Genomic DNA, 13,593 nt, shown 5'->3' with positions numbered 1-13,593 from the left:
GCAACTTGTGACGAAAGCCAAATCGAAAAGTCTTCCGACGTCAGTTATCGATCGCATCGTGGGTGTTGTTGATTTGAAGCAAGGGATGGCGGTGCATGCCGTTGCGGGTAAACGTTCCGAATATCGGCCCGTACAATTGGCCAAGCAATCGGCGGGCGATGCCTCTGCACTACTATGCCATTATCGCAAACTAGGAATTGGATCACTTTACATTGCCGATCTTGATGCCATTTGTGGTGGTCAAACGCAAGTGGATTTGATTTTGCGTTTGTTGGAGCACGGCGGTTTTGACGACGTGTTGGTGGATATTGGGTTTTCGGGTGCTGGTCCTTGCAACAAATGGATGCAAGTCCGTGGGCGAGCCGAATTGGTGCTGATTGCCGCGACAGAATCGATGCAGAACACGGATGGTTTGATCGAACTAGTTGATCGAGTCGGTCCATCGCAAGTGGCGTTGGGTCTCGATTACCAAGCGGGCGTGTTTCGAAGTGTGGTCGGGAGTGAAGCGGAATGGCTTGTCACGGCGGATCGGTGTGGGGTGCGTCGTATGGTGGTTCTTGATACCGCGGTTGTGGGCACACGATCGGGGCCGAGTACTCTCGAAATGTGTTGGCGACTTAGCCAAGGAGATCCGCGATTAGAAATCGACAGCGGTGGCGGCGTTCGGGATGCAGAGGACGCTAAAGCGTTGTTCGCGGCTGGTTGCGCGCGATGCCTGATGGCGACGGCGCTATTGGAATGCTCGGCAAATTAACCAACGGTAGGTGAGTGAGCGACGATTTGTCGTGTTTCGTCGTCACGAAAGTAGTTCGGCAATTGTCGTGAAACGGAACTACGAGGGATACGTGATCCGGAACTTCTTCATTTTTCGCCATAACGTCGTCTTGTCGATTCCGAGTGTTTTGGCGGTGTTACCACGATGCCCGTTATGTTGACGGAGGGTTTGGATAATCACATCTGCTTCGGCGGCCGTAAAAGGAGTGGCTTCGACGTGTTTGGTCGGCTCAACCAATAGATCAGGCGGCAAGGATGCGAGTTCGATTTGATCGCCGCGACTGAGCACGACCGCATGTTCGATGATGTTTTGAAGTTCGCGGATGTTGCCTGGGTAGGAATAATCCAGCAAACGCTTCAATGCATCTTCCGACACACTGCGAACGCGTTTCTCTTGCTCGACGTTAAAACGTTCGATGAAATGATGGATCAGCAGCGGGATGTCTTCACGACGCTGGGAAAGTGTTGGCAATTCGATGCGAACAATGTTAAGCCGATAATAGAGGTCTTGGCGAAAGACGCCACGAGCGATTTGATCCGTCAGTGGTTTGTTGGTTGCGGCGATCACGCGCACGTCCGATTGGACGGTCTCAGTCGAACCGAGTGGTTCGTATTCGCGTTGCTGAAGCACACGAAGCAGGCGGACTTGCAATGCCATCGAGATGTCCGCGATTTCATCTAAAAATAGCGATCCCTTTTGAGCCATCGCGAATCGGCCTGGTTTGTCGTTGTCCGCACCCGTGAACGCACCTTTCTTGTAGCCGAACAATTCCGACTCAAGCAGCGTTTCGGGTAAGGCGCCGCAATTGATGGCGACGAATTTTTCGTCCGCTCGACGACTGAGGTTGTGAATCGCGCGGGCGATCAGTTCTTTGCCGGTGCCGGTCGCCCCTTGGATCAATACGGACGTGTCACTGTTAGCAATGTCGGGCAGCACGTCCAATATCCCAAGCATCCGGTGGTTCTTGGTGACGATATCATGCTGAGTGTATTGTCCTTCGAGTTCGCGTCGTAAACTTTCGATTGTGGACAGATCGCGAAAGGTCTCCGCACCACCAAAGGTGGCGCCATTTTCGTCGCGCAGAATCGATGTGCTGATACTGACCGGAACGGTCTCGCCGTTTCGATTAAGAATATCGATCCGTTGATCGACCCATTGTCGCCCTGTTGAGATTGTATCGTGGAGGGCGCAATTGCCTTGGCAGATGCTGGCTTGGAAAACGTCAAAACATTTTTGGCCGATCGCTTCGTTGCGAGGCACGCCGGTAATCTCTTCGGCCGCTCGATTGAAAGAGGTGATATTCCATTCAGCGTCGACCGTGAAGACACCATCCGCGATCGAATTGAGAATCGCGTCGGTTGAACTAGGCAGGGACTCGGAATGTTTAGTCATTTTCCTATTGTCATGGTCCGATGGAAATTTTTCCACCCCGCTTTGGCACGCTTTCGGCGAATGAGCGGATAGCGTATTCGCAGCGAATCCTTGTAGTGAAAGTAGCATGCGATGCTTTGCCGCAGCTAATTTGATGCGACTAATGCTGCGTTTTCAACAATCCCATTTCCACGACTTTTGTGTATTCGGTCGCAATGACACGCTTGTAGGCGTTTGCGTCGGATTTGGATTGTGATGCGATCCGTCCCGGGATGTCGACACCATTGAGGACGTCGGCAACAACTGTGCCGAGTGCGGGTAGGCTTTGCGGTGTAAGAAGAGGTTGGATCCAAGCAACTCGGCCGTCCATTTCCATCAGCACTAGAGAACCGGGGCCAAGGGCGAGTGAACGAGCGATTTCGTTTCGATTGTCGATGACGCTGGCAATCGTGACCGATTCGCGAAGCATGTTTTGTGTCTCCGCTGGCATGTCTGCGATGCCCTCTTCCATCAGCGCAATCGGTAAGACTTTCGTTTGCAAAGCGGCGGGGAATTTCCTGTACCAATCTTGAAGCACCATTGCCGAGACTAGCGATGATTGTTCGTTTGCCACATAGACCATCGCCAACACGGCGGGCTTTTCCGGTGAGTCCTTGGCGACGGTTGTTGTCATTGCCTCAATCCCGCGGACTTTTGATCCGAGAGTGGATATTGGTGGCGCCGGTGGCAAGGGAACAAAGCGTGTGACGAACTTTGGTTTTGGTGGCAACGATTCGGCTCGTGGACTCATTGTGGGTGGATCAAATGTCGCGCCCGACAATTCGAGGGATAGCTGCATCGTTTTCGGCCGTTGGTTCGGTTCGTTGGGAATCACGACCGGCGGTAAGTCGACCTGGCGAACGAGTCCAAATTGTGTATCAATCCAAAACGTGTACTTGTCGGTTCCTGAGGTGACTACGATTGCTTGGCACGGTTGGCCTTCGATATTAGTTTGCAAGCCAAAAGCGAATTGGTTTTCGGGTTCAAAAAGCCCTTTCATAGGCTCATCAGCGAACAACCATTCGAGTTGCGGCGGCGGACCGGCAAGTCCGGCAGCGATGCGTTCGATTAGAATGAGATCGGTCAGCAAGACTTTCAATTTCGGGCGTCGCTCGACGGCCGGCCCACGCAATACTTGCGAGTCAAAATTGTGGGTCGATGGATCGACGATCCACGCGGAGATACCGTTGCGGTCGGACCACAATCGCGTATCGTACGCCTTCAAGTAGACAATCGATGGATCGAACCAAACGGAAAGTGGTGCTACTTCGCTTGACGGTTTTCCTTCCTTTTCAAACTTCAATCGAACACGCCCGTCGTCCCGGTACGAACCGGCCACGCGATAGCGCGAGAAGATTGCACCCAAGTAGTCGCGTGGCGACGATTGCGCATGCGTAACGTTCCGAACCGAATCGTTCAGCAGAGCATCATTGTTTTCGATGACGGGCGTGCGCGGAGAATCACAGCCAGCAAAAACGACATAGAAACTGAGCACGCCGCCTAACCAGAGCGATTGGGTCAGAAGCCGTTTTCGGTTTTTGCAAGCATCCGAGCACATGTGGTCGCCATGGGGCCATCGGAACGAAGTGGAATTGGAGATGCGTATGTTAGGGAAAAGAGCCGACGGAACACAATTGCACTGTCTCGTAAATGTGAATTGACACTCTCTTAGGTGAGCCGCAAGACGATAGCCTGGATTTTGCATCCGCTAATTCCTTTTGGCCAGTAGCGCGAAAGCCTTGGGCATGTTAGGCATTGGAGTTACCGCACTTCCAATCCCGCACAGAACCAAGGCTTCGCAATCACAGAGCGTCAACGAAAACGCCCCCTCCCGAAAACGCCTCCGCTGGCAAGCCGTTGAGGTGGATTTCGATGGTGGCACGCTTAATAGCGACGGTGGCTATCTGCTGATTCGCGAAATCGATCGGCGACTCGACTTGGTGCGTCGGTGCGACAAGAACGACGTGAACGATGTCTTTGGATTGCAAAAGAACAACGTTTTGGGGCGAAAATTGGCATGTGAATTGGCACGAGCCCGTATCCGGCAGGCTCACTCGGGAGGCAAATGGCCTCCACACGAGCGGCAACTTGGATTGCCAGCGTTCGCTACGTCACCGCTTGACCACGACCCAATGGGGCAGCTCGACGGCGACCCAATGGGGCAGCTCGACGGCGTCGATTGCCGGCGGTCCGCTTGCGATGATCGCTACCGGTCTCCAGCGGAACGCCCTCCGAATCTGGCCCGAGTTCCGGTGGTGGATCAGCAACGATCGCTCGAAGACGCGACACGAGATTGCATGACAACGAATGCATCATGATGCGAAATAGGTTTGCCATGTAACGATGGTCACTTAAACGATCGATGCTCAGGTCAACAGTCGATTCCTTATTGTGATTTTCACTCTCTCCTCGATCACCATATTCCTGATACGTGCCATCGGGATACTGCGCGGCTCAAGGACGATTGGTGACCACAATGTGACGGGTGGTCCCTTGATTATGCGCTTCACATTTAATGACTATATCCCGTGCGTGGGACCACCCTCGTGGCTGATGCGATAGAGACCTATAGTTCTTCGTCTCTTGTCCCGTTTCCTCAAACTGGTGAAATTTCGAATCCATCAATTTATGACACCTCTCGGCGAACGCCACACCTTTTGAATTGGTTCGGCGATAGAAGAGCCTGTGCCTCACAAATTCGGTTTTCCCAAACTCAAACCACTTCAATCTTGAAACAACCGGTGCGTTAACTGCTACGCGGTGCTGCCGATTTGTCTCGTTTTCTTGCCTCTCGCCAGACTGCTTGCACTCAAACTCGACTAAAAATCGGGCTTTACGCTTCCAAAAGACCTCGGAATTCAACGGTCAAAATCTTCGTTCGATTTTTTGACTACACGGGGTGCATGTGTGCTACGTCCGCCTTGGCACACACGCACCGCTTTCGGAACGGATCTATTTTAGTACACTGGCGGAAACAAAATTCCCGTCAGTACTGCGTCATGGAGAGGCTGTGAAGCATTCTGCTCCGCAGAAACGGTGTGAAGGGACGCTGCTTTGGCGTAGAAAAGGATTGTGATGAACCATTGGGACAAATGTTCTACATAGCAGCGACAGACGACATTCATTATTTCGTTGGACATTCTTTTTGAAGCGGCAGAATGAGCATTCAGAATCGGGTCAAGCAATTTGCCGTCGTGTTCTTTAGCGCAGCCGTGGTGAGCTCATTTTGTGCTGCGGCACCACCGGCCAAGCGTCTGAAAAAAATCCCCGATTTCACTGAGGGAGACAAAACCAACGGTAGCCACGATTGGACGCTTGGCCCCACCGGCGCACGAGGCTGGATTTATGCGTGGAAGCATACTGCCGATGCCCGTCAAATCTTGATCACGAAGGTTGCCAAAGGCTCACCTGCCGACGGCGTCCTGAAAGTCGATGATGTGATATTGGGCGTTGACGGCAAGCTATTTGATGATGACGCGCGAATACTATTTGCCCGCGCCGTGACGCGCGCTGAGCGGGAAGCATCGCGTGGTGTCCTCAAGCTCGTCCGCTGGCGTGCGGGTCCATTGGAAGCGGGTCAATCGGAAACTGGCCAATCGGAAGCGGGTCAATCGGAAGCGGGTCAATCGGAAGCGGGTCAATCGGAGAACGTTGAGATTCGCATTCCAGTGATGGGGACCTACAGCGATACCGCCCCTTTTAATTGTCAGAAGTCGGCAAAGATTTTCCAGCTCGGTTGCGAGGCGATTGCGAACAAGGGGCTCAGGCGGGTCTCGATCCCCAACAGCATCAACGCCCTTGCTCTGTTGGCTAGCGGTCAGCCCAAATATCGGCCCATGCTGGCAAGCTATGCCGAGCAGGTATCCCGCTATCGGGCGGACGCTTTTGCGACCTGGTATTACGGCTATTCGATCATGTTTCTGGCGGAGTATGCTCTGGCGACCGGCGACGACTCGGTCATGCCAGGGTTAACGCGTTTGGCGATGGAGGCGGCCCACGGTCAAAGCAAGGTCGGTTCCTGGGGCCATCGATTTGCGATGCCCGATGGTCGGGTCGGTGGATACGGGTGCATGAATTCACCGGGAATCCCGTTGACCATTTCCATGGTGCTGGCCCGTGAGGCCGGCGTGAATAACCCCGACCTGGACCTCGCGATCACCCGCTCTGCTCGGTTTCTGAGATGGTATGTCGACAAAGGCGCGATTCCCTACGGTGATCACGCGCCCTGGCCCGGCCACGAAGACAACGGGAAGTGTTCCATGGTGGCGGTGCTATTTGACCTGCTAGAAGATCGCGAAGCGGCCAGTTTTTTTGCCAAGATGAGCACGGCAGCTTACGACGAGCGAGAACGTGGCCACACTGGCAATTTCTTCAACATGCTGTGGGCGATGCCCGGCGTGTCTCGCTGCGGTCCGCTAGCCAGCGCAGAATACTGGCGCGAGACCGCCTGGTTTTATGACTTGGCTCGCAAGTGGGACGGCAGTTACCGTTACCAAGGATCGCCGGACGGCGAAGAGGAGCACGGAAAATACGCCGACTTCGAAAGCACCGGTGCGTACCTGCTGGCCTATGCTTTGCCGCTCGAGAGCCTTTACATCACCGGCAAAAAGCCCAGTTCGTTTCCTGCACTCAAGAAGTCGGAGGTGGATGACGTCATTGCCGCGGGACGAGGCTTCTTTGAAACAAAACAAAAGGATCGCTTCCGGTACCAGGATCGTAGCGAAGAGGAATTGCTGAATGGGTTATCCAGTTGGTCGCCCTCGGTTCGCCGGCGTTCGGCCCAGGAACTTGGGAAACGTAAGGGAGTTTTTCAACCGGCGCTACTGAAACTCATTGCCTCCGATGATCGCTATACTCGCTATGGTGCCGCCGAAGCACTCGGGAAACTTCGCTCGAATGCCGATGCGGCCGCCAGTGTGTCGGCCCTGACGGAGGCGTTGGAATCGGATGATCTGTGCCTGCGAATCCTTGCCGGACAAGCCCTTGCGAGCATCGGCCAACCAGCGATGTCGGCCGTTCCCTTAATGCTCCAGCGGCTCGCAATGACCGATCTGGAGAACGATCCCAGGGGGATGGAACAACGCTTCCTCTGCTTCAGTCTTTTCAACCGTCGCGACGGTCTGATCGGCAGGTCGTTGGAGGGCGTCGACCGTGAACTGTTGTTGCGAGCGGTTCGTGTCGGCCTGCAGAACGAAGATGGACGCGCACGTGGCAGTCTTGGTTCGGTGTATCAAATTCTCACCTATGAGGAAATCAAACCATTGCTGCCCGCGATCCATCAAGCGATCGTCGAGCCCGCACCGAGCGGGATCATGTTTGCCAGCCAGATCCGTCTTAGCGGCGTTGAGCTGCTGGCCAAGCACCGCATTCGAGAGGGCATGCCGCTGTGTATTGAAATCATGGAGATCGATAAGTGGGGCAAGAAGACACGTATCACGCAATGCCTGAAAACGCTGGAAACCTATGGTGCAGCGGCCAAACCTGTCTTACCTAAACTCCGACAGCTCGAAAAAGACTTACGGGCCCACCCCGAGCCGCAAATGATGGCGCCTATTATCAAGCAAATCAGGGACCTGACCGAAGAAATCGAAAACGGTACTGAGTCGGTTGAACTGCGCAGTCTCCCAAAGACGTAGTCAAGCTAGCGGGCTGTCGATTTAGTCGAATGGTTATAATCAATCGTGAGCGGCAAGACGCTAGCACACGTATTGCCAGACGCCCATGCCGTTTTAGCCCATAGGCCCGGGGCCGCGAATCACACCCGAGTTCTCACTGCGTGGACCCAGCACTGGCAATGTCGCGATTGCCCTGCATTGCCAACTCTCTGGTTTATTTCCAGTACTTGTTCAGCAAGTATTGATTGTCTTTGCCGTGCTGCAACCATTCGTCGTACTCCGCTCGAGAACGGAAAGGTGGAATGTGGTGCGGCTGTAGTTTCTCGGACGTTTTCACGAGCGGTGCCGGCGACTGCGGGATCTTGGCGGCTAGTTCGTTCTTGATCTGAGAAAATTTCGGATCCTGCGCCAGGTTATGCCATTCCTCGGCATCCGATTGATGATCATAGAGTTCTTCGCTGCCATCGATGTAACGCGTGTACCGATAACGATCGCTTCGCACCGAAAATTCGCCATAGTCGTAGGTGGTCAATGCGACGTGATCCCATGGTGCCTCAGGCCTCTTGAGAAGAGGTGTCAAACTTCGCCCGTCGATCTCGTTGTTCGTGGGCAGTCCACATATATCGACCAGAGTTGGGTAGATGTCTTGCAAGGAAACAGGGCGATGGCACAACTCTCCATCCGCCGAACCATGCCGCAGTCCGGAAGCCTCCTTTGGAACATGGATCATCAACACCGAACGGACGACGTTGTCCCAGAGCGCGAACTTGCGCCAGTGCTGTTTCTCGCCAAGTTGCCAACCATGGTCGGACCACAACACCACAACCGTGTTTTCGCGTTGACCGCTCTCGTCCAGGCCATCGAGCAAGCGTCCAAACATTGCATCAGCAAACGCGATCGACGCCAAATACCCCTGGACGGCTCGTTTCCACTGACCGGCGTCCACAACGTGCTGATGGTAGCCTCCGCCTCGGAATGCGATGTCTCGTACTCGTGGTCCAACATCGGCAAGATCATTCTCCACCCGTTTAGGAAGGACCACGTCATCTAGCGGAAACATGTCGAAATATTTGCGAGGCACATACCACGGCAGGTGTGGTCGATAGATACCGCAAGCCAGGAACAGCGGCTTGTCGCCTGACTTGTTGCGCCGCGTGTTGAGTTGCCGCAGCACGTAGTCGACACTTTTGAAGTCTCCCATCTGTTCATCGGGGACATCCAGGGCCGACCAGTCGAACATCCCATACATTTGATGGAACGCCGGCATGTTCATCGTTTTTGGATTTGGGTTATCCGCCGTCGCCAGCGTGGATTTGGTAAAATCGGGAAACACTTCGTCGGGCATGTTTTGCAGCTGCGACGGCCAATACGCGTCCCAGCATTCGGGATCGACCATGTGGTAGTGGAAGATTTTGCCTGCACCGCAGCTGAAATAGCCGTGCTGTCGAAAATAGGCTCCGATCGTTCGATGGTCCGGAATCGCCTCGCGCCAGTCCTGATAGTTGGAGTAAACGCCGGACGTATAGGGGGCCAAGCCGGTCATAATCGCCGTGCGTGATGGGTTACAGCCAGGGCTCGGGCAACTTGCGTTTGTGAAGCAGACCGAACGCTTCATGAAACGAGTGAAGTTCGGCGTGACGGCCTGAGGATGCCCCCCCAGCGGTTCAATCCAATCGTTCAGATCATCCACCGAAACGAAGAGAACGTTGGGTCGCTGCTCCTGTCCAAAGGCTGAGGTAAACGCGGGCAACGCGAATACGCAAGCCAACATCAGCTGCCATCTGTGTATCATGAGTTTTCCGTTCATTAAAGCGTTGTGCAAGAATCCCGGTTCAACAATGTTCCCGGTTCAGCAATGTTCGCGGTTCAACAGCTCGTTAACAATATATTTCGTCTGAGGTCTTTTTTCGTTGATAGGTTGAGCTAATCACGGGCCTCTTCCAGGAGGACGTCAACCATCTTCATCGCAATAGGATGTTGAGCTTGGATATGTTCGGACAGGGCGCGACGGGCCCGCGCCCAGTGTTTCGCAACCAGTGCTTTGAGTATCTGTCGATGCTGCGCGGCCATTTCTGCAACGACATGCGCCTCGGGGGCAGCACGATCAAGAACGGCCGTGTAGTAGGCCGCAGTGTATTGCCCAAAGAAGTTCTGGATGTAGCGATTCCCCGACTTTTCGATCAGGTACTTGTGGAGTCGATTGTCCAGTCGAGGCAATTCGTGCCCTGGTGTCGGTGGGTTTCCTTCCAGCATTTGATCTAAGTCCTGGCGAACGAGATGAGGCTTAGCAAGTTCGAGCGCTTTCAATTCCAGGGCCTCACGAATCTCCAGGTAGGCACACAGGTCTTCGCCCTGGATCGGATGCACCCGCCATCCACGCCGCGGAACGTGTTCGATCAGCCCCGCGCCCGCCAACCGGCTGAGCGATTGCCGAATCACCGATCGGCCGATGTCGTATTTCTGTGCCAGAGCTTCCTCACGCAAATGGACCGCATCTCGCTCCAAACTGGCGACCATGACCTCTTCGACGAGCGTTTGATCCCAGTCGGCGGCAGTCTTTGGCGGCCCTATCGCTTTGGCTGTGACTCCTCCGGTGGGGCTCCGTCTGGGAATCACGTCCAATCGCCCGTTCGACTGCTTACGGACGACTCCCTCCGCAATTAGTTTTGCAACGGCAGTGCGGACTGGAGTAATGCTGACCTGGTAGTGCGTCGCAAGCCCTGGGAGAGTCAGTTTGCAGGGCAGCTTCTGCTGCGATTGAATTCGCTGCTTTAGATCCTCGCGGATGTACGCGGCTAGACTCATGGATGTTCCTTCACATGCTCGATCCGACACTCGCTCAGTTTCCTGTGCCTTCGCCTTCGGTCCCCTCGTGATCAAGGTTCTGCCAAAGATTTGACTTTGTCAACAGAGTCACTATATTGCCGGGATGATCTTTGTCAACAAAAGCAAGTTGTGTGAAATTTGGAAGGAATCGTCATGACGAAAGACCTGACCGCAGACTCAATTCAGGCGATTGCCGGAGGATTGACATACCGTACCGAGGCCTTCATCGGCGGCCAGTTCGTTGGCTCTGCATCCGGTGAGGTTTTCGCCACGGAGAACCCGGCGACCGGACAACGGTTGGCCCAAATCGCCGCGTGCGATCAGGAGGATGTCGATCGGGCAGTTGCCTCCGCTCGGGCCGCATTCGAGAGCGGTGTTTGGGCATCTCAGAGTCCGTCCGACCGAAAGGCCACTCTGCTCAAATTTGCCGACTTGATCGAGGGCAATGCCACTGAGCTGGCCGTGCTTGACGCGTTGGAAGCAGGCAAACCGATCACGGATTGCCTGGAGATCGACATCCCCGAAACAATTGGCTGTATACGCTGGCATGCTGAGGCGGTCGATAAGCTGTACGATCAGGTCTCGCCAACCGGACCGGAGCATCTGGGCTTGATTGTGCGGGAACCGATCGGTGTGGTGGGTGCAGTCGTCCCGTGGAACTTCCCAGCATTGATGGCCGTCTGGAAGCTCGGGCCCGCGCTTGCTTCAGGCAACAGTGTCTTACTGAAACCGGCGGAACAGACATCACTTAGCGCCTTGCGACTCGCAGAATTGGCTGCCGAGGCAGGCCTGCCCGACGGCGTGCTAAATGTCGTGCCGGGCTTTGGCGAAACGGCCGGCGCGGCCATTGGTCGCCACATGGATGTGGACATGGTAGCGTTCACAGGATCCACGGAAGTGGGTCGCTACTTCCTTCAGTATGCCGCCGAATCAAACTTGAAGCGAATCACGCTCGAATGCGGTGGGAAGAGCCCTCAGGTTGTAATGGCGGACGTCGCCGATCTTGATTCGGTTGCTGAAAATGCCGTGAATGCTGCGTTTTGGAACATGGGAGAGAATTGCTCGTGTGGTTCACGCCTGATCGTCCACCGGGATGTCAGAGATGCCCTTTTGGAGAAAATCGTTGCTCAAACCCGAGCATGGACCGTGGGAGACCCACTTGACCCGGCCACCAAGATCGGGTCGATGATCGAACGTCCTCACATGGAAAAGGTTCTTTCGCACATCCGGGCCGGACAATCGGAGGGAGCCAAGGTCGTGCTTGGAGGAAATCAGACCTGCCAAGATTCCGGTGGTTACTTCGTTGAGGCCACGATCTTCGACGACGTAAACAACGACATGTCGATTGCCCGCGAAGAGATATTCGGACCGGTGCTTTCAACGATCACGTTCGACGACGTCGATGATGCGATCCGGATAGCGAATGATACGTCCTACGGTTTGGCAGCATCGCTCTATACGGACAACGTCCACACGGCTCATCGTGTGGCGAGACAGCTCAAGGCGGGCAATGTCTCAGTCAACTGCTACTCGGAAGGCGACATGAGCACGCCGTTTGGCGGTTACAAGGAATCGGGCTTCGGTGGCCGGGACAACGGAATCCACGCACACGATCAGTACACCGAAACCAAAACGATCTGGATGCAGTTGCGATAACACTTCCATCGACAAGGAGCCATGGTATGTCAAACACGTTTAGCGGAATCTTCCCGGCGCTCGTTACACCGATGTCAATGGACGAGGAACCGGATTATCGGAGGCTGGCTGATTTCACCAATTATTTGATCGAGTGTGGCGTGCACGGCCTCATTCCGTTAGGTAGCACCGGCGAGTATTACGCACTCAGCCCTACCGAACGCGAAGCCGTCACGAAAACGACTATCGAGGCAGCGGCCGGCCGAGTGCCCGTGGTGATTGGCACCAACGCCGGTAGTACACGCGAGGTCATTGAATTCTCTCAGCAAGCCGAAACACTAGGTGCTGACGGCGTGCTGCTGGCCGCCCCCTACTATTCATTGCCGACACCAGACGAACTGTTCGAGCACTTCAACGCGGTCAACGATGCGATCGGTATCCCGATCATGCTCTACAATTACCCTGGCCGAACCGGCGTGGACATGACTCCCGACTTGATCGACCGTCTGGCCGAGTTGGAAAACATTCGGTACGTGAAGGAGAGTACCGGCGACGCGACTCGTGTGAGCGAGATTATCCGTCGCTCCGGTGACAAGATCCAGGTGTTTTGCGGCTGCGATACACTGGCCTTGGAGAGCCTTCTGATGGGAGCTGTTGGCTGGGTAGGTGGTGTTGTGAACGTGGTGCCGCGCGAGCACGTGCGGCTATTCGAGTTGGCCTCTGAAGAAGGAGGCTTCGTCTCGGCCCGCGAGTACTATTTCCGCATGCTTCCCGTTCTGTCCTTGATCGAGGGCGGCGGGAAATACACGCAGTTTGTCAAAGCGGGATGTGAGTTGACCGGGCACCCTGTTGGCCCGCCGCGCCGACCACTACAGCCGGCTAGTTCAGCGGAAATCGAGAGCCTGCGACAGGTACTCGGCAGCCTCCAATCAATTCAAAATGGCGAATGAACACGACGAGAGTTTGTAGTCATCGCAATGGAATAGGGTGGCTACCCGGAAAGAACGCATCCTACATGCCATTCAGATCTTGTCTAAACCCTTGATGATACGTTTCGATACCGAGTGGCCAACATGCCTGACGCGGTAAGTCTCAGCTCCACCTATGCCTTGACCAAGCGGTTGCCAAATCCCACGGCCTGAAAGACACCGAATACAACGCATGATGAGCCTGAATGCTCGCCGAAAGGACGTGAATGTGATGAACAGTGGTAGTTTGTTAAAGCAGATGCTTGGTTGGGTTGCTGTGGTCTCCTTGATACCGGTTGCCATCGGCGCAGAGATGTCACGGGGAAACGACATCCGTACCAATACCTTGTGGTACAAGCAGCCA

9 protein-coding genes and 1 pseudogene are annotated in these 13,593 nt (G+C 54.8%); 5 read left to right on the top strand and 5 right to left on the bottom strand.

Translation table 11 applies throughout. From position 1 onward, the window contains the following. The first annotated feature begins 58 nt into the window (after positions 1 to 58). Positions 59 to 754 carry a HisA/HisF-related TIM barrel protein gene (locus CA13_RS02390; protein WP_146394425.1) on the top strand — a complete coding sequence of 232 codons (696 nt, stop codon included), beginning with the start codon at positions 59 to 61 and terminating at the stop codon, positions 752 to 754. Between the two features lie 78 nt (positions 755 to 832). Here the strand turns inward: CA13_RS02390 and CA13_RS02385 are convergent, their stop codons facing one another. Together CA13_RS02385 and CA13_RS02380 are read right to left on the bottom strand one after the other, a co-directional pair. Continuing rightward, complete coding sequence (locus tag CA13_RS02385; RefSeq protein WP_146394424.1) at positions 833 to 2,167, bottom strand: sigma-54 interaction domain-containing protein; 1,335 nt, start codon at positions 2,165 to 2,167, stop codon at positions 833 to 835. Positions 2,168 to 2,306: 139 nt separating this feature from the next. Continuing rightward, positions 2,307 to 3,743: a hypothetical protein gene (locus CA13_RS02380; protein WP_146394423.1), complete on the bottom strand. Its 1,437-nt coding sequence runs from the start codon at positions 3,741 to 3,743 to the stop codon at positions 2,307 to 2,309. A gap of 187 nt (positions 3,744 to 3,930) precedes the next feature. On the opposite strand from CA13_RS02380, the gene CA13_RS34565 reads away from it, so the two are divergent. Then, complete coding sequence (locus CA13_RS34565) at positions 3,931 to 4,503, top strand: hypothetical protein (protein ID WP_419193847.1); 573 nt, start codon at positions 3,931 to 3,933, stop codon at positions 4,501 to 4,503. A 4-nt stretch (positions 4,504 to 4,507) separates the two neighbouring features. Here CA13_RS34565 and CA13_RS34560 read toward each other — a convergent pair. After that, positions 4,508 to 4,558: pseudogene (locus CA13_RS34560) on the bottom strand (hypothetical protein); the annotation flags it as partial. A 785-nt stretch (positions 4,559 to 5,343) separates the two neighbouring features. Here CA13_RS34560 and CA13_RS02370 point away from each other — a divergent pair. Next, positions 5,344 to 7,821, top strand: a complete 2,478-nt coding sequence (locus CA13_RS02370) for a DUF6288 domain-containing protein (protein ID WP_146394422.1) — start codon at positions 5,344 to 5,346, stop codon at positions 7,819 to 7,821. Between the two features lie 193 nt (positions 7,822 to 8,014). On the opposite strand, the gene CA13_RS02365 is transcribed toward CA13_RS02370, so the two are convergent. Together CA13_RS02365 and CA13_RS02360 are read right to left on the bottom strand one after the other, a co-directional pair. Beyond that, positions 8,015 to 9,592, bottom strand: coding sequence for a sulfatase (locus CA13_RS02365; protein ID WP_419193846.1), 1,578 nt, complete (start codon positions 9,590 to 9,592; stop codon positions 8,015 to 8,017). Between the two features lie 131 nt (positions 9,593 to 9,723). After that, entirely contained in the window at positions 9,724 to 10,605 is an 882-nt protein-coding gene (locus CA13_RS02360) for a GntR family transcriptional regulator (RefSeq protein ID WP_146394420.1), read from the bottom strand. A 174-nt stretch (positions 10,606 to 10,779) separates the two neighbouring features. Between CA13_RS02360 and CA13_RS02355 the strand changes: the two genes are divergently transcribed. Both CA13_RS02355 and dapA read left to right on the top strand, forming a co-directional pair. After that, a complete protein-coding gene (locus tag CA13_RS02355; RefSeq protein WP_146394419.1) occupies positions 10,780 to 12,282 on the top strand; it encodes an aldehyde dehydrogenase in 1,503 nt (500 codons plus the stop codon). Between the two features lie 26 nt (positions 12,283 to 12,308). Continuing rightward, complete coding sequence (gene dapA, locus CA13_RS02350) at positions 12,309 to 13,211, top strand: 4-hydroxy-tetrahydrodipicolinate synthase (RefSeq protein ID WP_146394418.1); 903 nt, start codon at positions 12,309 to 12,311, stop codon at positions 13,209 to 13,211. The last annotated feature ends 382 nt before the right edge of the window (positions 13,212 to 13,593 follow it).

Origin of the sequence: Novipirellula herctigrandis (assembly GCA_007859835.1) — a bacterium.
GTDB lineage: Bacteria > Planctomycetota > Planctomycetia > Pirellulales > Pirellulaceae > Novipirellula_A > Novipirellula_A herctigrandis.
This window is presented reverse-complemented; position numbering and strand designations above follow the sequence as displayed.